Origin of the sequence: Pseudomonas sp. PS1(2021) (assembly GCF_020405165.1) — a bacterium.
Taxonomy (GTDB): Bacteria; Pseudomonadota; Gammaproteobacteria; order Pseudomonadales; family Pseudomonadaceae; genus Pseudomonas; species Pseudomonas aeruginosa.
On record NZ_CP084484.1, the window covers coordinates 243,126 to 262,390 of the forward strand.

The 19,265-nt window shown below is 68.2% G+C and carries 14 protein-coding genes; 6 read left to right on the plus strand and 8 right to left on the minus strand.

The genetic code is table 11. The annotated features are described in order from the left end of the window. The first annotated feature begins 113 nt into the window (after nucleotides 1-113). A complete protein-coding gene (locus tag LE197_RS01195; protein ID WP_003113892.1) occupies nucleotides 114-1,439 on the plus strand; it encodes a hypothetical protein in 1,326 nt (441 codons plus the stop codon). A gap of 473 nt (nucleotides 1,440-1,912) precedes the next feature. Here LE197_RS01195 and LE197_RS01200 read toward each other — a convergent pair whose 3' ends face one another. The 5 genes from LE197_RS01200 to LE197_RS01220 form a co-directional block, all read right to left on the minus strand. Continuing rightward, complete coding sequence (locus LE197_RS01200; protein ID WP_003091959.1) at nucleotides 1,913-2,143, minus strand: YheU family protein; 231 nt, start codon at nucleotides 2,141-2,143, stop codon at nucleotides 1,913-1,915. Between the two features lie 51 nt (nucleotides 2,144-2,194). After that, nucleotides 2,195-4,951 (minus strand): hybrid sensor histidine kinase/response regulator, encoded by a 2,757-nt coding sequence (locus tag LE197_RS01205; protein WP_196752375.1) that lies wholly within the window; start codon nucleotides 4,949-4,951, stop codon nucleotides 2,195-2,197. A gap of 136 nt (nucleotides 4,952-5,087) precedes the next feature. Beyond that, nucleotides 5,088-6,284, minus strand: coding sequence for an osmoprotectant NAGGN system M42 family peptidase (locus tag LE197_RS01210; protein WP_003091951.1), 1,197 nt, complete (start codon nucleotides 6,282-6,284; stop codon nucleotides 5,088-5,090). After that, nucleotides 6,281-8,038: an N-acetylglutaminylglutamine synthetase gene (ngg, locus tag LE197_RS01215; RefSeq protein WP_003111433.1), complete on the minus strand. Its 1,758-nt coding sequence runs from the start codon at nucleotides 8,036-8,038 to the stop codon at nucleotides 6,281-6,283. Before ngg ends, LE197_RS01210 begins: the two co-directional genes overlap by 4 nt. A 40-nt stretch (nucleotides 8,039-8,078) precedes the next feature. Further along, nucleotides 8,079-9,848, minus strand: coding sequence for an N-acetylglutaminylglutamine amidotransferase (locus LE197_RS01220; protein WP_003106635.1), 1,770 nt, complete (start codon nucleotides 9,846-9,848; stop codon nucleotides 8,079-8,081). A gap of 142 nt (nucleotides 9,849-9,990) precedes the next feature. On the opposite strand from LE197_RS01220, the gene LE197_RS01225 reads away from it, so the two are divergent. Then, the gene (locus LE197_RS01225) at nucleotides 9,991-10,464 is read left to right on the plus strand and encodes a MarR family winged helix-turn-helix transcriptional regulator (RefSeq protein ID WP_003091943.1); all 474 of its coding nucleotides are present in this window, start codon (nucleotides 9,991-9,993) and stop codon (nucleotides 10,462-10,464) included. Nucleotides 10,465-10,692: 228 nt separating this feature from the next. Here LE197_RS01225 and LE197_RS01230 read toward each other — a convergent pair whose 3' ends face one another. Both LE197_RS01230 and mnmC read right to left on the minus strand, forming a co-directional pair. Continuing rightward, complete coding sequence (locus tag LE197_RS01230; RefSeq protein WP_003117537.1) at nucleotides 10,693-11,445, minus strand: sulfite exporter TauE/SafE family protein; 753 nt, start codon at nucleotides 11,443-11,445, stop codon at nucleotides 10,693-10,695. Between the two features lie 100 nt (nucleotides 11,446-11,545). Then, complete coding sequence (gene mnmC / locus LE197_RS01235) at nucleotides 11,546-13,510, minus strand: bifunctional tRNA (5-methylaminomethyl-2-thiouridine)(34)-methyltransferase MnmD/FAD-dependent 5-carboxymethylaminomethyl-2-thiouridine(34) oxidoreductase MnmC (protein ID WP_196752376.1); 1,965 nt, start codon at nucleotides 13,508-13,510, stop codon at nucleotides 11,546-11,548. Here mnmC and LE197_RS01240 point away from each other — a divergent pair. The 4 genes from LE197_RS01240 to LE197_RS01255 all read left to right on the plus strand — a co-directional run bounded on the left by LE197_RS01240 (nucleotide 13,509) and on the right by LE197_RS01255 (nucleotide 17,275). After that, the gene (locus LE197_RS01240) at nucleotides 13,509-13,628 is read left to right on the plus strand and encodes a hypothetical protein (protein ID WP_003091936.1); all 120 of its coding nucleotides are present in this window, start codon (nucleotides 13,509-13,511) and stop codon (nucleotides 13,626-13,628) included. The two genes, mnmC and LE197_RS01240, sit on opposite strands and share 2 nt — an antisense overlap. 25 nt (nucleotides 13,629-13,653) lie before the next feature. Beyond that, complete coding sequence (gene pap, locus LE197_RS01245) at nucleotides 13,654-15,144, plus strand: polyphosphate:AMP phosphotransferase (protein WP_003122193.1); 1,491 nt, start codon at nucleotides 13,654-13,656, stop codon at nucleotides 15,142-15,144. A gap of 152 nt (nucleotides 15,145-15,296) precedes the next feature. Then, complete coding sequence (locus LE197_RS01250; RefSeq protein ID WP_003102299.1) at nucleotides 15,297-16,481, plus strand: thiolase family protein; 1,185 nt, start codon at nucleotides 15,297-15,299, stop codon at nucleotides 16,479-16,481. Between the two features lie 128 nt (nucleotides 16,482-16,609). Beyond that, nucleotides 16,610-17,275: a YceH family protein gene (locus tag LE197_RS01255; RefSeq protein WP_003091932.1), complete on the plus strand. Its 666-nt coding sequence runs from the start codon at nucleotides 16,610-16,612 to the stop codon at nucleotides 17,273-17,275. Between the two features lie 223 nt (nucleotides 17,276-17,498). On the opposite strand, the gene LE197_RS01260 is transcribed toward LE197_RS01255, so the two are convergent. After that, a complete protein-coding gene (locus LE197_RS01260) occupies nucleotides 17,499-19,070 on the minus strand; it encodes a malate:quinone oxidoreductase (RefSeq protein ID WP_003102300.1) in 1,572 nt (523 codons plus the stop codon). Nucleotides 19,071-19,265 lie beyond the last annotated feature (195 nt).

The following is a 19,265-nucleotide window of genomic DNA, read 5'->3' on the forward strand; positions in this document are numbered from 1 at the left end:
ACATTGGTCCGATGGCGCTATCGGAGAGTTCCGATGTCCAGGCAGGACAGTGCCCTGGGTGTCCCGCATTGGTAGGCTTGCCGGCACCGAGTCGAGACAAGAGCGAAAAGCCGATGAAGTTGCTGTTGCGTTGCCTGCTGCTGGGGGCGTGGGTCGTCTCGCCGAGCCTGTGGGCCTGGTCCAACCATACGGTGGGCAGCTACCTGGCATTGCGCGAACTGGCGGCCATCCGAGAGGCGCCGGAAGTCGAGGTGGAGCCGCTGGAGGCGTTCCTCGCCGCCGAGCGCGGCGGACTGGCCGCCCTGCTGGACGAGCAGGAAGCCTACGCCCGAGCGCATATCGGCAACTACCCGGCGCGTCCGGACGCCCTGCGCTTCGCTGCCGAGGGCGAGGCCGGCGACTTGCGTCAGGCGTTCCTCGCGGCGCTGCGGGTCAACCCGGAGATCCGCCTGGCGCTGGCGCTCCAGCCGCTTCCCGGGCAGGACCAGCCGCAGCGCCCGCACCTCAAGCCACAGGAGGTGCTGGTGTTCCAGAACCTCTCGCCGTGGACCGCCTGGCGTTTCATCCGCCTGGAGCCCGGCGAGCGAGTCGCGCCCCTGGCAGTGCTGGCCACCGCCGCCGACGAACCGGACTACGGCCACGACATCAACCTGTTCAGCGACAACCCCGGCGAAGCCGGCCAGCGCTACGGCTTCGGCACCCAGCCATTCGGCGACCCGCGCTTCGAGTTCAGCTCCCAGGCGCCGTTCCACATGGGCTTCTATCACGAGGCGGCGGTGATCTACAGCGGCGCGCCGTTCCTCGCCCGGGCCTGGCCGGAATGGCGTGCCTACCAGTACTTCGGCCTGTCCCGCTTCGCCTTCGCCAACGGTCATCCCTACTGGGGCTACCGGTTCCTTGGCTGGGGCATGCACTACATCCAGGACATCACCCAGCCCTACCACTCCACGCCGCTGCCCGGTGCCAGCCTGGCGGCGATGCTACAGATGGAGGGCAAGGCATTGCTCGGCTACCCGGAGGAAAAGCAGGCGGCCATCGAGCGTGTCGCGAACCGCCATACCGCGGTGGAGAAATACCAGTTCGACTGGCTGCGCCAACTGCTCCGCGACGGCCGCCCGCAGCCGATGCTCGACGCCTACGCCGACACCCGCCGCGACGGTGCCTATCCGGCCTATTCGCCGACCTACTTGCGCGACGTGGTGGCCGCCGAGTCGAACGCCCACGCCGCGGCCTTCGACGCCGCCATCGGCGAATGGCTGGCCGCCCGCCCGGCCTCCGCCGCGCAGGACTTCAGCGAGAGCAACCAGCCACGCCCCGAGGCCCACGACAATGCGGTGCTGAACGCGCAACTGATCGAACTGATCGGGCATTTCGGCGCGCATAGCCGGAACATCGCCAGGGCGGCGTTGGAGACGGAGGAGGGTGGGGCGAAGGAGTGAGGAGGACGGCGGATAAGCGGCGGATAACCGCGAGCGGTTATTCGCCCTACGGAGCGGGGGCGCAGTCCGGCGGTTCCGGGGTGTGCAGGGCGGATAACGCCATGGGCGTTGTCCGCCGATGTCGCGGATGAGCGGCGGATAACCGCGAGCGGTTATTCGCCCTACGGAGCTGGGGCGCTGTCCGGCGTTTCCGGGGTGTGCAGGGCGAATAACGCCATGGGCGATATCCGCCGATGTCGCGGATGAGCGGCGGATGACCGCGAGCGGTTATTCGCCCTATGGAGCGGGGGCGCAGTCCGGCGTTTCCGGGGCGTGTAGGGCGAATAACGCCACGGGCGTTATCCGCCGATGTCGCGGATGAGCGGCGGATAACCGCGAGCGGTTATTCGCCCTACGGAGCGGGGGCCCAGTCCGGCTTTTTCGGGGTGTGTAGGGCGGCGAACCCGCCCCGCCAGGCGGGGCGATGCCGCGACTCAGTCGCGCAACAGCTCCGCAGGCACCTCGCTGCGCAACATCAACTGGCACTGCTGGCTCTCCGGGTCGAACAGGATCACCGCCTCGCCCCGCCGCAAGGCATGCCGGGCGCGTTCTACACGCACGTCCAGCGGGGTCTCGTCGCCATTGTCGGTGCCTTCGCGGGTGACGAAGTCTTCCAGCAGGTTGTTCAGGGTGTCGGCTTCGAGCAGGTCGTGGGGGATCAGCATTGGCGGTACTCCGGGATGGCGGCGAATGCTAGCGCGACGCATCGCGCACTGTCATGCCTGTCGCGAAGGCTGGCCGAGTAGGCGTTCGAGGGTGGCATAGAGTTCCGCCCGGTCCACCGGCTTGCCGAGGTAGGCGTCCATGCCAGCCTCGATTCCGGCCCGGCGGTGTTCGTCGAGGATGTGCGCGGTCAGGGCGACGATCGGTACGCGTGGCCAGCCCTGGGCACGCTCCTCCCGGCGGATCAGGCGGGTCGCCTCGAAGCCGTCCATTTCCGGCATCTCGCCATCCATCAGGATCAACTGGATGCCGTTCGGATCGCGCAGGTACTCGTCCAGCGCGAGCCGTCCGTTGCCGGCCAGGCGCACCGCGTAGCCGCGCTTGGCGAGGAAGCCGCGCACCACCAGCTGGTTCACCGGGTTGTCCTCGGCGACCAGGATGCATGGGGCGTCCAGGCGTTCGTCCGGGGCCGCCTCGCTGCTCCGCCCTGGCTGTCGGCGCCGCTCCCGGTACAGTTCCAGCAGGGCTTCGCGCAGGGCCTTCACCGCCACCGGCTGGGCCAGGGCCAGCAGGCGCAGGCCTTCGTGCGGCGGCAGGTCCTGGCAGTGCTGCGGCGGGCATAGCAGGAGGATGCGCTGGCCTTGCTCCAGTTGCGCATAGAGGGTGTCCAGCCAGATCGACGGCGGCCCCGGCCAGGGCGCCGCCAGGACCAGCAGGGGCGGTGCGCTGAAGTCCTCCAGGTAGGCGTTCAGCCGTCTCGGCTGCAGGCAGCGTTCGACCCGCAGTCCCCAACGCTCCAGCAATGCCTGCAGGCAGTCCAGGGTCAGGTTGTCCTCGCTGGCCAGCAGGGCCGGGCGGTGTTGCAGCAGTTGCGCCAGTTCGTCCGCTTCGCCGGCGTCGAGGGCGGGGCTGAGCGGCAGGTCGACGCTGAACCGGGTGCCCTTGCCCGGCTCGCTGCTCACCTCGATGCGCCCGCCCATCATCTGCACCAGCTCGCGGCTGATCGCCAGGCCCAGGCCGCTGCCGCCGTAGCGGCGGGTGGTGCTGGAGTCGGCCTGGGAGAAGGATTCGAACAGGTTCTTCTGCGCCTGGGCGGATATCCCGATGCCGCTGTCGCTGACGCTGTACAGCAGGCGCTCGCGTCCGCCCTCGTCGAAGCGCCGCTGCACGCGCACGGCGACATGGCCTTCGGCGGTGAACTTGAGGGCATTGCTGAGCAGGTTCATCAGTACCTGGCGTAACCGCGTCGGGTCGCCGTTGAGGCGGCGCGGCACGCCCCTGTCCAGGCCGAGATGCAGGCGCAGGCGTTTTTCCACGGCCTGGGCGCTGAACAGCGCCAGGGTGTCGGAGAGCAGCTCCTCAAGGTCGAAGTCGATGCGCTCCAGGTGCAGCTTGCCGGACTCGATGCGAGCGTAGTCGAGGATATCGTTGATCACCGACATCAGCGCGCTGCCGGAGCTGGCGATGGTCTCCACGTAGGCCGCCTGGCCGCGGTCCAGCGGGGTGTCGCGGAGCAGTTGCAGCATGCCCAGCACGCCGTTCAGCGGGGTGCGAATCTCATGGCTCATCTTCGCCAGGAAGCGGCTCTTCGCCTCGTTCTCCACCCGCGCCTGCTCGGCCGCCTGGCGCGAGCGGAAGCCTTCCTCCTTGAGCGCATTGATGCGGTCGGCGAGGCCGATGGACAGGGTCACCAGTTCCACGGTCATGCCGATCTTGACCACGCTGCTGCCGAACAGGCCGAACAGTTCGAAGCCCAGCGAGGCGGCGGTGGTGACCAGGAACGACAGCAGCAGCGCGCCCCAGGCCAGGATGTAGTAGAGGCCGTAGCGCAGGCCCTGGCGCCAGACGTGGACGCCGGCCAGCAGCAGGCTGAGGGATACCAGCATCACCGTCAGGCTGGCGAGGACGTTCCAGGCGCGCAGCCCCACCAGCGGCTCGCTGGCCAACAGGACCACGCAGGCCAGCAGCAGGCCGCGGAGGAAGCGGTCGAGGCGCGGGAAGTCGCGGCGGGTGTAGAGGTAGCCGCGGCTGAACTGGATCGACACCAGGCAGCTCAGGTACATCAGCAGGTAGATGCCGGCCGACTCCAGCGCCACGTGTCCGGGCAGCAACTTGAACAGCAGGCCGTCGAAGCTGGCGGAAAACAGGCCGAGGCTGAGGTTGTACAGCAGGTACCAGGCATAGGTGGCCTCGCGTAGCGAGACGAAGAGGAACAGGTTGTAGCAGAACAACCCGAACAGCACCCCGTAGAAGGCCCCGTTGAAGCCCATCAGGGTTTCCTGGCTGGCCGCGCTGGCCGCGTAGGTGCTGAAGTACAGCGGCACGTAGACGGTGCTGGTGCTCTGCACGCGCAGCAGCAGGGTGCTCTCGGCGGGCGGCAGTCGCAGCGGGAACCAGAAGTTGCGCACTTGCACCGGGCGCTGGGAGAAGGCGAACAGGTCGCCGCTCTCCTGCTGTTCGATGCGCCCATCGGCGGTCAGCAGGTAGACCTTGAGGTCGTCCAGCAGCGGGTAGTTGATCTCCAGGAAACCGGCCAGGTCGGTGCCGTTGCGGTTGTCCAGGCGCACCCTGAACCACCAGGCTGCGGCGTTCTTGCCGAAGTTCGCGTGGTCGCCGCGCAGGGCGGCGAAGGCCTGCGCCGGCAAGGCGAGGATGTCGCCCAGGCGCGCCTTGCCGCCGGCGTCGCGGTAGTACTCGGCGTATGCGCCCAGGGACAGGCGCAGGTCCTCTCCGTCCAGCGGCGCGGGCGGCTGCGCCTGGGCCGGCAGCGCGCAGCAGAGCAACAGCAGGACCAGGCAGAGTCGAGACATGCAACTACTCCATGGACACGAGTCGGCACGCATGATGCTACGGAGGAAACGAGACAGGCGAGGGAACCTGCCATCAGCCTAGCAGTTGGCTGGAGAGGAGGGCGGCCTCCCCGGGGGCGGGGAGGCCGGCGCGGGTTCAGTCCTTGTCGCTGTTGTTGCTGCTGTCGAGCACTTCGTCCACCGGCGGGACGTGGGTGCAGCTTTCCATGTGCACCGGATGCTCGAGCTGCTTGTTGAAGCGTTCCAGCGAGGTTTCCCGGGGCTTGGCGTCGCTGGCGAAGACCGGCGGGCTGAGGATGTAGGCGGTGAGCAGCCGGCTCAGCGCGGCGAGACTGTCGATGTGCGTGCGCTCGTAGCCGTGGGTGGCGTCGCAGCCGAACGCCAGCAGCGCGGCGCGGGTGTCGTGGCCGGCGGCGATCGCCGACTGCGCGTCGCTGTGGTAGTAGCGGAACAGGTCGCGGCGCAGGGCGATGTCGTGGCGCTCGCCGAGCCGCAGCAGGTGCCGCGACAGATGGAAGTCGTAGGGCCCGCCGGAGTCCTGCATGGCCACGCTGACGCTGTGCTCGTTGGAATTCTGGCCTTCGGCCACCGGGGCGATGTCGATGCCGACGAACTCGCTGACGTCCCAGGGCAGGGCGCCGGCGGCGCCGGAGCCGACTTCCTCGGTGATGGTGAACAGCGGGTGGCAGTCGATCGGCGGCTCCTGGCCGCTTTCCTTGACCGCCTTCAGCGCCGCCAGCAGCGCCGCGACCCCGGCCTTGTCGTCCAGGTGGCGGGCGCTGATATGGCCGCTCTCGGTGAACTCCGGCAGCGGATCGAAGGCCACGTAGTCACCCACCGAGATGCCCAGGCTCTCGCTGTCGGCGCGACTGGCGGTATAGGCGTCGAGACGCAGCTCGATGTTGTCCCAACTGATCTTCAGGTTGTCCACCTCGGTATTGAAGGCGTGGCCCGAAGCCAGCAGCGGCAGCACGCTGCCACGGAACACGCCCTGTTCGGTGAACACCGTGACCCGGCTACCCTCGGCGAAGCGGCTCGACCAGCAGCCTACCGGGGCCAGGCCGAGGCGGCCGTTGGGCTTGATCTCGCGGACCAGCGCGCCGATCGTGTCGAGGTGCGCGGAAACCGCCCGGTCGGGGGTATTCAGGCGGCCCTGGAGGGTCGCCCGGATGGTTCCCCGGCGAGTCATCTCGAAGGGCACGCCAAGTTCGTCGAGCTGCTCGGCGACATAGCGCACGATGGTATCGGTGAAGCCGGTGGGGCTGGGGATGGCGAGCATCTCCAGCAGCACCCGTTGCAGGTAGTTGAGGTCCGGTTGTGGCAGAGGGGTCATGAAGGCACCTCGCGGCTGAGGGGGAAGAGAAGATCGACGAAGCGTTCGGCGGTCGGCTGCGGCTCGTGGTTGGCCAGGCCGGCGCGCTCGTTGGCTTCGATGATCACGTAGTCGGGCTGGTCGGCGGCCTCGACCAGGAAGTCCAGGCCCACCACCGGTATTTCCAGGGCCCGCGCGGCCTGGATCGCGGCCTCGCGGAGGGCCGGATGGAGGGCGTCGGTGACGTCCTCGAGGATGCCGCCGGTGTGCAGGTTGGCGGTGCGCCGCACGGCCAGGTGTTCGCCGCTGGGCAACACGTCGTCGTAGCCATAGCCGGCGGCCCGCAGGGTGCGCTCGGTCTCGTGGTCGAGCGGGATGCGGCTTTCCCCGCCGGTGGCGGCCTGGCGCCGGCGGCTCTGCGCCTCGATCAGCTCGCGGATGCTGTGCCGGCCGTCGCCGATCACCGCGGCGGGACGACGGATGGCGGCGGCCACCACCTCGTAGCCAATCACCAGCACGCGCAGGTCGTGGCCGGCGTGGTAGCTCTCCAGCAGCACGCGCGAATCGAAATGGCGGGCGGCCTCGATGGCCTCCTCGACCTCTTCCGCGGTGCGCAGGTCCACCGCCACGCCCTGGCCCTGCTCGCCGTCCACCGGCTTGACCACCAGCGAACCGTGCTCGGCGAGGAACGCGGCGTTTTCCTCCGCGCTGCCGGCCAGGCGCTGCTGTGGCTGGCGCAGGCCGGCGTGCTGCAGGGCGCGGTGGGTGAGGACCTTGTCCTGGCAGAGGGTCATGCTTACCGCCGTGGTCAGGTCGGAGAGCGATTCACGGCAGCGGATCTGCCGGCCGCCCTGGGTCAGGGTGAACAGGCCGCCCTCGGCGTCGTCGACGCGCACCTCGATGCCGCGCCGGTGGGCTTCGTCGACGATGATCCGGGCGTAGGGGTTGAGGTCTTCCTCCGGGCCGGGGCCGAGGAACAGCGACTGGTTGATGCCGTTCTTGCGCTTGATGGTGAAGGTCGCCAGTTCGCGGAAGCCGAGCTTGCGGTAGAGCGCCTTGGCCTGCTGGTTGTTGTGCAGCACCGAGAGGTCGAGGTAAGCCAGTTCGCGGCTCATGAAGTGCTCGACCAGGTGCCGTACCAGCGCCTCGCCGACGCCCGGCCGGCTGCATTGCGGGTCCACCGCCAGGCACCAGAGGCTGGAGCCGCCCTCCGGATCCTGGAACGCCTTGGCGTGGTTGAGGCCCATCACCGTGCCTACCGCGACGCCAGTGTCGGCGTCCTCGGCCAGCCAGTAGATCGGCCCGCCCTGGTGTCGCGGGCTGAGGCGCTCGGTCTGCACCGGAAGCATGCCGCGCGCCAGGTACAGGCGGTTGATCGCCGCCCAGTCCTCCTCGGTATGCACCCGGCGGATGCGGAAACCGCGTGGCGGACGGCGCGCCGGGCGGTAGTCGGTGAACCACAGGCGCAGGGTATCCGAGGGATCGAGGAAGAGCTGCTGCGGGGCGTGGGCCAGGACCTGCTGCGGCGCCGCCACGTAGAGCGCGATGTCGCGTTCGCCGGGGGCTTCCTGCAACAGGTCGCGGGCCAGTTCCTCGGCGTCCGGGTAGGTCTGCCCGATCAGCAGGCGGCCCCAGCCGCAGTGGATGCTCAGCGGTTTCTCGGTGGGCTCGCTGTGATCTTCGGCGAGACGCGCCTGGAGGCGTTCGTAGGTGGGCGCCTGGATACGTTGCAGGCGCTGGTTGTGCGGGTGAGGCAGATGCAAGTGGCCTTTCATGATCGCTCCTGGTTCGGGCCCCTGCGTTGGGGGCCCATTTTCAAAGTCCCTGTTCGCTGAGCCAGAGGTTGAGGGCGGCCAGCTGCCACAGCTTGGAGCCGCGCAGCGGTGTGAGGTCGCCGTCCGGATCGCTCAGCAGGCGATCGAATATCGCCGGCTGGAACAGGCCGCGGTCCTGGCTCGGGTCGAGCAGCAGTTCGCGTACCCATTCGCGGGTGCGGCCCTGCAAGTGCTTGAGGCCGGGCACCGGGAAGTAGCCCTTGGGCCGGTCGATGACTTCGCTGGGAATCACCTTGCGCGCGGCACCCTTGAGCACCTGCTTGCCGCCGTCGCCGAGCTTGAAGCGGGCGGGAATGCGCGCCGACAGCTCGGCCAGGCGGTAGTCGAGGAACGGCACGCGGGCTTCCAGGCCCCAGGCCATGGTCATGTTGTCGACCCGCTTGACCGGGTCGTCGACCAGCATGATCGTGCTATCCAGGCGCAGCGCCTTGTCCACCGCGGCCTCGGCGCCGGGGCTGGCGAAGTGGTCGCGGACGAAGCGCCCGGCGACGTCCTCGACGCGGAAGCGCTCGCCGACGGTGGCCAGGTATTCCTCGTGGTCGCGGTCGAAGAACGCCGCGCGGTACGCGGCGAAGGCGTCGTCGGCGCCATCCACCTTCGGATACCAGTGGTAGCCGGCGAACAGCTCGTCGGCGCCCTGGCCGCTCTGCACCACCTTGCAGTGCTTCGAGACTTCCCGCGCGAGCAGGTAGAAGGCGATGCAGTCGTGGCTGACCATCGGCTCGCTCATGGCGCGGAAGGCCGCCGGCAACTGCTCGATCACTTCGTGCTCGCCGATGCGCAGGCGATGGTGGCGGGTGTGATAGCGCTCGGCGATCAGGTCGGAATACTGGAACTCGTCGCCGCGCTCGCCGCCGGCATCCTCGAAGCCGATGGAGAAGGTCAGCAGGTTGTCCACCCCGGCTTCGTGCAGCAGGCCCACCAGCAGGCTCGAATCGACCCCGCCGGAGAGCAGCACGCCGACCTCGCGGGCGGCGCGCTGGCGGATCGCCACCGCTTCGCGGAGGCCGTCGAGGACGCGCTCCTGCCAGTCGTCGAGCGTCAGCTCGCGCTCGTCCGGGCGTGGGCCGTAGTCCAGCGTCCACCAGGTGCGCTGCTCGCAGCTGCCGTCGAGGTCGACGCTCATCCAGGTCGCCGGCGGCAGCTTCTTCACGCCCTCCAGCAAGGTGTGCGGGGCGGGAACCACGGCGTGGAAGTTGAGGTAGAAATTCAGCGCCTGCGGATCGAGGTCGCTGGCGATGTCGCCGCCCTTGAGCAGGGCCGGCAGGCTCGAGGCGAAGCGTAGGCGCGAGCGGTCGAGGCTGTAGTAGAGCGGCTTGATGCCGAGTCGGTCACGGGCCAGGAACAGCCGCTGGCGATCGCGCTCCCAGACGGCGAAGGCGAACATCCCATTGAGCCGGGGCAATAAATCGGCGCCCCAGGCATGGTACCCCTTCAAGAGAACTTCGGTGTCGCCGCCGGAGAAGAACCGATAGCCAAGGCTTTCCAGTTCGCCACGCAGTTCGGGGTAGTTGTAGATGGCGCCATTGAACACCATGGCCAGGCCGAGATCGGGATCGATCATCGGTTGGCCGGAAGCTTCCGCCAGGTCCATGATCTTCAGCCGTCGATGTCCGAGGGCGATCGGACCCTGGGCGTGGAAGCCCCAGGCGTCGGGGCCGCGAGGGGCCAGGTGGTGGGTGATGCGTTCGACCGCTGCGAGGTCGGCTGCCTGGTTGTCGAAACGAAACTCTCCTGATATGCCGCACATATTCCTTACCGGTTCTCCGTTGGGGAAGTGGGTTGCGTACCCCTTCCGGGTACATGACTTACCTAACAGAGGACCGTTACAGTTGGAAGGAGTTCTATACGAATTTTCCGGGCCTATCAGGACCCTTAACGAAGAATTTATTATGGTTGAAAGTAATAAGACCGCTGCCGATACCTATTCGCTCGCTATTTTCCGCGCCATCCGCCGTCTCCAGCAGGCCGCCGAAATCCACTCCAAGCGTCTCAGCCGATACGGTGGCCTGACCCCGCTGCAATTGCTGATCCTGCATGTCCTGGCGGTGGAGGGAGAACTGACCGCGACGCAACTGGCCAAGCTGGTCAGCCTGTCCCAGGCATCGCTCTCCGGCGTGCTCGATCGCCTCGAAGGACGCGGCCTGCTCTATCGTCGGCGCGACGAACAGGACCGGCGCAAGTCCTGGCTGCACCTCGACCCGGCCGGCCACGAAGCCCTGGCGGAGGCGCCGCCGCTATTGCCGGAGTACGTGATCGAGCGCTTCGCCGCGTTGCCCGAGTGGGAGCGCCACGGCCTGCTGGCCGCGCTGCTGCGCGCGGCCGACCTGTTCGGCTTGCCGGAAGAGGACGTCGAAGAAGAGTGAGGGCGCCAGGTTCGCTACGAAAGACAGTCGCGTCGGCGGTCTTTACCTGGCGAACCTGCCGATGCCTGGTGGACAAGCGCGTTGTACGCCATGGCGTGACCTCCGCGTAGGGCGGATAACGCCGTCGGCGTTATCCGCCGACCCAGCGATATCCGCCAGACGACATGGCATGACCGTCGAGCAGGGCGCATAACGCCGCTTCCCCGGTGCCCCGGCCGCCGAGGAAAGCTACCCGCCGTAGAGCTTCTGCGCCGCCAGGGAGAAGCTCACCGCCACCAGCATCAGCGCGAACAGGCGTTGCAGGGTCGGGCCGCCGAGGCGCTGCGCCAGCAGGTTGCCGCCGAGCACGCCGACCGCGCCGCCGGCGGCGAGGCCGCCGAGCAGCGGCAGCGGCGGGTGGGCGCCGGTCAGGTAGATCAGGAAGCCGCCGCCGGAGACCAGCGCGATCACCGCCATCGAGGTGGCGGTGGCGGCCATCATCGACAGCGGGGTGAACCAGAGTAGCCCCGGCACCACCAGGAAGCCGCCGCCCACGCCCATCAATCCCGACAGCAAGCCGACCGCCAGGCCGATGCCGAGCAGCGGCAGGCTCCGTGCCTGGTCGCTGGCCTCGCGTTTCATCCCGGCGCCGCGCCACATGCGCCAGGCTGACCAGAGCACCAGCAGGCAGAAGGCGACGATCAGCACGCCTTCCGGGACGAAGCGGCCGAGCCATTGGCCGACGGCGTTGCTCGGCAGGCCGGCCAGCGCCAGGACCAGCACCGGCCGCCAGGCCACCTGGCCCTGGCGCGCGCGCGGAATGGCGCCAATCAGCGCCGACAGGGCGACCGCGCCGAGGCTCACGCCGATGGCGTCGCGCAGCGGCAGGTGCAGGCTGAGCAGCAGGGGCAGGGCGACCAGCGAGCCGCCGGCGCCGGTGAGGCCGAGCAGCAGGCCGAGAACGGCGCCGATGCCCAGGGATTCGAAGAGCAGTACATCCATCGTCGATCAACTATTTCCGCGGGTGAGCCAGCCGGTGGTCCGGTATGGCCTGCGCGTGCGGCAGGCCCGAAGGGTAGCGCAAATCGGTGCGCCCGGGGCTTCAGCCGCGCTGCCCGCGCACCAGGTCGCGCAGCAGGAAGCGGTTCGGGTGGCAGGCCTCGGCCACCGCGCGCGGCAGCGGCAGCGGCTCGCCGCAGATCCACGCCGCCAGCAGTTCGCCGGACAGCGGCGCGCTGATCAGCCCGCGCGAGCCGTGGCCGCTGTTCAGGTACAGGCCTGGCAGCCAGGGGCAGGCACGCTCCGGCACCTGGCGGGCGTCGCGGGCGAGCACCGCGTAGACCTCGTCGAAGGCCGCGCGCTCGGCCAGCGGGCCTACCAGGGGCAGGTAGTCGGGGCTGGTGCAGCGGAATGCCGCGCGGCCTTCCAGGCGCTCCAGCGGCAGGTCGTCGGCGCCCAGGCGCTGCAACAGATCGGGGGATATTTCCCGCAGCAGTTCGAGGTTGCCCTGGTGTTCGGCGAGGGTCGGCGCCAGGTCTTCGCTCTTGAAGTCGAAGCTGGCGCCGAGGGTGTGTTCGTCGCCACGCGGCGGTGCGACGTAGCCCTCGGCGCAGACCACGGTGCGCAGCGCCCGGCTTTGCGGGGTGGCCGGCAGGCGGGTGACCTGCCCGCGAATGCGCTTCAGCGGCAGCTCGGCGGCGGGCGGGAAGTCGCGGATGTCGGCGGCGGTGGCGAGGATCGCGAGTGGCGCGCGGGCCAGGCATTCGTCGCCGGCGTAGGCGCACCAGTCGTCGCCCTCGCGGCGCAAGCGTACTGCCCGGCCGCTCAGCAGGGTGATCCCGGGGGTGGCGGCCAGGGCCTGGCACAGCGCGGGCGGATGGACCCAGCCGGCTTCGGGATAGAACAGGCCGCCGGCGGGCAGGGCGACGCCGGCGAGGCGCTCGGCCTGCTCGCGCTCCAGGCCGTGCAGCAGGTCGGCGGGGAAGGCTGCGGCCAGTTGCGCCTGGCGTTGCGCTTCCTTGGCGTCGAAGGCCAGTTGCAGTACGCCGCAGGCGTCCCAGTCGTGGCCGCGCCGCAGGCGTTCGAGCAGCCGGCGGGTATGGCCGAAGCCGCTGAGCACCAGGCGCGACAGCGGCGTGCCGTGGGCCGAGAGTTTCAGGTAGAGCACGCCCTGGGGGTTGCCCGAGGCTTCCCGGGCGAGGCCGGGATGGCGTTCGATCAGGGTCACCTGCCAGCCGCGCGCGGCGAGGCTGGCGGCGCTGGCGCAGCCGGCCAGGCCGCCGCCGACCACCAGTGCCGCGCGGCGCCCGGCGTGGGGCGCGGGGCGTGCGTACCAGGGCTTGCCGGCGTTCGCCGGCGGCCCCTGGTAGGTGCCGCTGAGCATCTCGCGCTTCTGTCCGTAGCCCGGTACCCGTTGCATGGCGAAACCGGCCTCGACCAGCCCGCGGCGGACGAAACCGGCGCTGGTGAAGGTGCCCAGGGTCGCCTGCGGCGCCGACAGTCGCGCCAGTTCGGCGAACAGTACGGGCGACCACATGTCCGGGTTCTTCGCCGGGGCGAAGCCATCGAGGAACCAGGCGTCGACCCGCGCGTCGAGCTGCGGCAGGCACTCCAGGGCATCGCCCAGCAGCAGGGTCAGGCCGACCCTTCCGCCCGCGAACGCCAGGCGCTGGAAGCCCGGGTGCACGGCAAGGTACTGGCCCAGCAGGGCCTCGCTCCAGGGCGCCAGTTCCGGCCATAGCGCCAGGGCGCGGAGCAGGTCGGCGGCGGCGAGGGGGAATTTCTCCACGCTGACGAACTCCAGGCGCGCGCCGGCCGGCGCGACCCGCTCGAACAGCTGCCAGGCGCAGAGGAAGTTCAGTCCGGTGCCGAAGCCGGTCTCGCCGATACACAGCACCTCGCCGTCGCCCAGCGCGGCGAAGCGCTCGGCCAGGCGGTTGGTGGCGAGGAACACATGGCGCGTCTCGTTGAGCCCGGAATGCCGGGAAAAATATACGTCGCCGAAGGCGCGGGATAGCGGCTGGCCGTTTTCGTCCCAGTCGAGCTGGGCATGCTGGAAGTCGGACATGGCAGAACCTGAAAAAGCGGATGGCGCATTTTACGGGGCTTTGCCGGCCAGCGGCGAGGCGCTGCGCGAACATGCCGCGGCGCCGCGCAGACAGCCGCACGCCGATCCGCTACCTTGAAGGACTCAGGTTAAGGGAGACCTCCATGTTCGAATCCGCGGAAGTTGGCCACAGCATCGACAAGGACACCTACGAGAAGGCCGTCATCGAGTTGCGCGAAGCGCTGCTCGAGGCGCAGTTCGAGCTCAAGCAGCAGGCGCGCTTCCCGGTGATCATCCTGATCAACGGCATCGAGGGCGCCGGCAAGGGGGAGACGGTCAAGCTCCTCAACGAGTGGATGGACCCGCGCCTGATCGAAGTGCAGAGCTTCCTTCGTCCCTCCGACGAGGAACTGGAGCGGCCGCCGCAGTGGCGCTTCTGGCGGCGCCTGCCGCCCAAGGGGCGGACCGGTATCTTCTTCGGCAACTGGTACAGCCAGATGCTCTACGCGCGGGTCGAGGGGCATATCAAGGAGGCCAAGCTGGATCAGGCCATCGATGCCGCCGAACGCTTCGAGCGCATGCTCTGCGACGAAGGCGCGCTGCTCTTCAAGTTCTGGTTCCACCTCTCCAAGAAACAGCTCAAGGAACGCCTCAAGGCGCTGGAAAAGGACCCGCAGCACAGCTGGAAGCTCAGTCCGCTGGACTGGAAGCAGAGCGAGGTCTACGACCGCTTCGTGCATTACGGCGAGCGCGTGCTGCGCCGCACCAGCCGGGACTACGCGCCCTGGTACGTGGTGGAAGGCGTGGACGAGCGCTACCGCGCCCTGACCGTCGGTCGCATCCTCCTCGAAGGGTTGCAGGCCGCGCTGGCCACCAAGGAGCGCGCCAAGCGCCAGCCGCACGCCGCGCCGCTGGTGTCGAGCCTGGACAACCGCGGCCTGCTGGACTCCCTGGACCTGGGCCAGTACCTGGACAAGGACGCCTACAAGGAGCAGCTCGCCGCCGAGCAGGCCCGCCTGGCCGGGCTGATCCGCGACAAGCGCTTCCGCCAGCATTCGCTGGTCGCGGTGTTCGAGGGCAACGACGCGGCCGGCAAGGGCGGCGCCATCCGCCGTGTCACCGACGCGCTGGACCCGCGCCAGTACCATATCGTGCCGATCGCCGCGCCGACCGAAGAGGAGCGTGCGCAGCCCTATCTCTGGCGCTTCTGGCGGCACATTCCGGCGCGTCGCCAGTTCACCATCTTCGACCGTTCCTGGTACGGCCGCGTGCTGGTGGAGCGCATCGAGGGCTTCTGCGCACCGGCCGACTGGCTACGCGCCTATGGCGAGATCAATGACTTCGAGGAGCAGCTCAGCGAGTACGGGATCATCGTGGTGAAGTTCTGGCTGGCGATCGACAAGCAGACCCAGATGGAGCGCTTCAAGGAACGCGAGAAAACCCCCTACAAGCGCTACAAGATCACCGAGGAAGACTGGCGCAACCGCGACAAGTGGGACCAGTACGTGGACGCGGTGGGCGATATGGTCGACCGTACCAGCACCGAGATCGCGCCCTGGACCCTGGTCGAAGCCAACGACAAGCGCTTCGCCCGGGTCAAGGTGCTGCGCACCATCAACGACGCCATCGAAGCGGCGTACAAGAGGGATAAGTGAGGCCCGCCGGAATGCGGCGCCGTCCTCTCCAGGGGATGGCGACGCATACGCCGGATGAATGATCGGTGCCTCGCGCGATTGCCTCGCCTTATCCTCGCTCGATCCGGCCGCTGCCCCGGCGGCCGACCGACAATAACAGCGAGGGTACCCCCATGCGTGAAGTGGTGATCGTCGACAGCGTCCGGACCGGCCTGGCCAAGTCCTTCCGCGGCAAGTTCAACCTGACCCGGCCGGACGACATGGCCGCCCACTGCGTCGACGCGCTGCTGGCGCGCAACGACCTCGACCCGCTGCTGGTGGATGACTGCATCGTTGGCGCCGGCTCCAACGAAGGCGCCCAGGGCCACAACATCGGGCGCAACGTGGCGGTGCTCTCCGGCCTCGGCATCCAGGTGCCGGGGATGACCCTCAACCGCTACTGTTCCTCCGGCCTGCAGGCGATCGCCATCGCCGCCAACCAGATCGCTTCCGGTTGCAGCGAGGTGATCGTCGCCGGCGGCGTCGAGTCGATCACCCTGACCCTGAAGAGCGTCAACACCGACCACCTGGTGAACCCGCTGCTGCAAAGGGAGGTGCCGGGCATCTACTACCCCATGGGGCAGACCGCCGAGATCGTCGCCCGTCGCTACGGCATCACCCGCGAGGCCCAGGACGCCTACGCCCTGCAGAGCCAGCAGCGGATGGCGCGAGCCCAGGCGGACGGGCTGTTCGCCGACGAGATCGTGCCGATGACCACCCGCTACGCGGTGGAGGACAAGGCCAGCGGCGAGAAGCAGGTGCTCGACGGAGTGGTCGACCGCGACGACTGCAACCGCCCGGACACCACCCTCGAAGGCCTGGCCTCGCTGAAGCCGGCGTTCGCCGAGGACGGTTCGGTCACCGCCGGCAACGCCTCGCAACTCTCCGACGGCGCCTCGATGACCCTGCTGATGAGCCTGGAGAAAGCGCTGGCGCTGGGCCTGGAGCCGAAGGCCTTCTTCCGTGGCTTCACCGTGGCCGGCTGCGAGCCGGACGAAATGGGCATCGGTCCGGTGTTCTCGGTGCCGAAGCTGCTCAAGGCGAAGGGGCTGAAGATCGCCGACGTCGATCTCTGGGAACTCAACGAAGCCTTCGCCTCGCAGTGCCTGTACTGCCGCGACCGGCTGGAGATCGACAACGAGAAGTACAACGTCAATGGCGGCTCCATCGCCATCGGCCACCCGTTCGGCATGACCGGCTCGCGCCAGGTCGGTCATCTGGTCCGCGAACTGCGCCGGCGCAACCTGCGCTACGGCGTGGTGACCATGTGCGTCGGCGGCGGCATGGGCGCCAGCGGGCTGTTCGAAGCCGTACGCTGAGACCGTGCGCGACGGCGGGCCCCGCAGGTCGGGGCTCGCCTCATGGGTTTTATTTACATGACGCTCCGTGCCATCCCCGGCGACTCGCGCTAGGCTAGGCGCCTTTTTCCTTGCATAGGGATGTAGCGATGTCCACCGAGCCCAACTCGCCGTTCGTCGACGACCCGCTGAGCGCCGTCGATGCACGGATTCTCGGCAGCCTCGTCGAGAAGCAGGCGACCACCCCGGAAACCTATCCGCTGACCCTCAATGCCCTGGTCCTCGCCTGCAACCAGAAGACCAGCCGCGATCCGGTGATGAACCTCACGCCCGGCCAGGTCGGCCAGAGCCTGCGCCAGCTCGAGGGGCGCGGCCTGGTCAGGCTGGTGATGGGCAGCCGCGCCGACCGCTGGGAGCACACCCTGGGCAAGGGCCTGGAATTGGTGGCGCCACAGGTGGCGCTGCTCGGCCTGCTGTTCCTGCGTGGTCCGCAGACCCTCAACGAACTGCTCACCCGCAGCAACCGCCTGCACGATTTCGACGACGTCGAGCAGATCCGCCACCACCTGGAACGCCTCGCCGGCCGCGGCCTGGCAGTGCACCTGGAGCGTCGCGCCGGGCAGCGCGAGGAGCGCTACATGCACCTGCTCGGCAGCCAGGCCGACCTCGAGGCCGCCGTGGAGGCGATGGGCAGCGACCCGGAACGCGCCGCGCCGGCCGCTCTGTCGGCCGATGCGGAAGCGCGGATCGCCGAGCTGGAGACGCGCCTGGCGGCGCTGGAGGAGCGCCTGGCCAGGCTCGAAGGAGGGGCGTGATATCGCGGGAGGGCGCAATCGGTGACATGCAGGTTCCGGCGGATAACCGCGAGCGGTTGTTCGCCCTACGGCCCGCAGTGACTTTGTGGGCGGCGCTGCCTGTCGGGTAGGGCGAATAACGCCAGCGGCGTTATCCGCCGATGCGCCGCCCCGCAAGGCGAACGCCAACCCAAAAAAGCCCGGCTATTGCCGGGCTTTTTCATGCGCGCGCGTCGGTGGCCGATCAGGCCTCCGGCTGTACCGGCACGTGGATCAGTTGCAGGCGCTCGCTGCTCCAGGCACGGGTGCTGTTGGTCAGCTCGATGTCGTTGTTCAGCTTGCGCCCGTAAGACGGCACGATTTCCTTCAGGCGTGCCTGCCACTCGGGGGTAGCGACCTTGTCCTTGAAGGCCTTCTCCAGCACCGACAGCATGATCGGCGCGGCGGTCGAGGCGCCCGGCGAGGCGCCGAGCAGGGCGGCGACGGAGCCGTCCGCTGCGGTCACCACTTCGGTGCCGAATTGCAGTACGCCGCCTTTCTCGGCGTCCTTCTTGATGATCTGCACGCGCTGGCCGGCCTGCACCAGCTTCCAGTCCTCGTCGCGGGCTTCCGGGAAGTACTCGCGCAGCGAGGCCATGCGGTCGTCCTGGCTGAGCATCAGCTGGCCGATCAGGTACTGGCTGAGATCGAAGTTGTCGATGCCGGCGTTGAACATCGGGCCGATGTTGCCGCTGGTCACCGAGCCCGGCAGGTCCCACAGCGAGCCGTTCTTCAGGAACTTGGTGGAGAAGGTGGCGAACGGACCGAACAGCAGAACCGGCTTGCCGTCGATCATGCGGGTGTCGAGGTGCGGCACCGACATCGGCGGCGAACCCACCGAAGCCTTGCCGTAGACCTTGGCCAGGTGGCGCTTGACCACGTCCGGGTTGGTGGTGGCGAGGAACGAACCGCCCACCGGGAAGCCGGCGTAGCCTTCGGCCTCGGGGATGCCGGACATCTGCAGCAGCTTCAGCGCGCCGCCGCCGGCGCCGATGAAGACGAACCTGGCCTTGACGCTGGTTTCCTTGTCGCCATTGGCCAGGTCGGCCATGGTCACGGTCCAGGTGTTGTCGTCGTTGCGCTTGAGGTCGCGGACCTCATGTTGCAGGCGCAGCTTGAAGGTGTCCTTGGCCGACAGCGAGCCCACCAGTTGGCGAGTGATCTCGCCGAAGTTGACGTCGGTGCCGATCGACATGCGCGTGGCGGCGATCTTCTGCCCCGGCTCGCGGCCTTCCATCACCAGCGGCACCCACTGCTTGATCTGCTCGGGGTCTTCCGAGTACTCCATGCCGCGGAACAGCGAGCTGTGCTGCAGGGCGGCGTGGCGCTTCTTGAGGAAGGCGACGTTGTCGTCGCCCCAGACGAAGCTCATGTGCGGGACGTTGTTGATGAACGACTTCGGATCGTTCAGCACCTTGCGGTCGACCTGGTAGGCCCAGAACTGCTTGGAGATCTCGAAGTTCTCGTTGATCGCCACCGCCTTGCTGATATCCATCGAGCCGTCCGCGGCCTCGCTGGTGTAGTTCAGTTCGCAGAACGCCGAGTGACCGGTGCCCGCGTTGTTCCAGCCGTTGGAGCTTTCTTCGGCGACCTTGTCCAGGCGCTCGACCATCTCGATGGTCCAGCCCGGTTCCAGTTCGTTCAGATAGGTACCCAGGGTGGCGCTCATGATGCCGCCACCGATCAGGAGCACGTCGACCGGTTTTTCCGATTCGACGCTGTTTTTGGAGCAACCCAGCACGCTGACGCACAAAAGCATCAATAAGATTTTTTTCATGGATTTACCGCTAGAAAACGTGGAGAAGCGTGGATACGCACGACATGGCAGGTATTCACCGGGTGAATGATACTGGAACTCACCCCCGATGTGAGTGCGTTCACATGCGGTGACATTTGCCTCGGCGTTCCGCCGAGAATACCTGCCTTCCCTTTCTTGAACGTTTCAGCCACCGGGAAATAAATTCAGCGCCTG

Excerpts from the sequence above, each read along its gene's own strand:
- LE197_RS01250 (WP_003102299.1), top strand. The coding sequence starts at position 15,297 with ATGCGTGAAGTGGTGATCGTCGACAGCGTCCGGACCGGCCTGGCCAAG.
- LE197_RS01200 (WP_003091959.1), bottom strand. The coding sequence starts at position 2,143 with ATGCTGATCCCCCACGACCTGCTCGAAGCCGACACCCTGAACAACCTG.
- LE197_RS01210 (WP_003091951.1), bottom strand. The coding sequence starts at position 6,284 with ATGACCCCTCTGCCACAACCGGACCTCAACTACCTGCAACGGGTGCTG.
- ngg (WP_003111433.1), bottom strand. The coding sequence starts at position 8,038 with ATGAAAGGCCACTTGCATCTGCCTCACCCGCACAACCAGCGCCTGCAA.
- mnmC (WP_196752376.1), bottom strand. The coding sequence starts at position 13,510 with ATGTCCGACTTCCAGCATGCCCAGCTCGACTGGGACGAAAACGGCCAG.
- pap (WP_003122193.1), top strand. The coding sequence starts at position 13,654 with ATGTTCGAATCCGCGGAAGTTGGCCACAGCATCGACAAGGACACCTAC.
- LE197_RS01255 (WP_003091932.1), top strand. The coding sequence starts at position 16,610 with ATGTCCACCGAGCCCAACTCGCCGTTCGTCGACGACCCGCTGAGCGCC.
- LE197_RS01220 (WP_003106635.1), bottom strand. The coding sequence starts at position 9,848 with ATGTGCGGCATATCAGGAGAGTTTCGTTTCGACAACCAGGCAGCCGAC.
- LE197_RS01240 (WP_003091936.1), top strand. The coding sequence starts at position 13,509 with ATGGCAGAACCTGAAAAAGCGGATGGCGCATTTTACGGGGCTTTGCCG.
- LE197_RS01260 (WP_003102300.1), bottom strand. The coding sequence starts at position 19,070 with ATGAAAAAAATCTTATTGATGCTTTTGTGCGTCAGCGTGCTGGGTTGC.
- LE197_RS01225 (WP_003091943.1), top strand. The coding sequence starts at position 9,991 with ATGGTTGAAAGTAATAAGACCGCTGCCGATACCTATTCGCTCGCTATT.
- LE197_RS01230 (WP_003117537.1), bottom strand. The coding sequence starts at position 11,445 with ATGGATGTACTGCTCTTCGAATCCCTGGGCATCGGCGCCGTTCTCGGC.
- LE197_RS01195 (WP_003113892.1), top strand. The coding sequence starts at position 114 with ATGAAGTTGCTGTTGCGTTGCCTGCTGCTGGGGGCGTGGGTCGTCTCG.
- LE197_RS01205 (WP_196752375.1), bottom strand. The coding sequence starts at position 4,951 with ATGTCTCGACTCTGCCTGGTCCTGCTGTTGCTCTGCTGCGCGCTGCCG.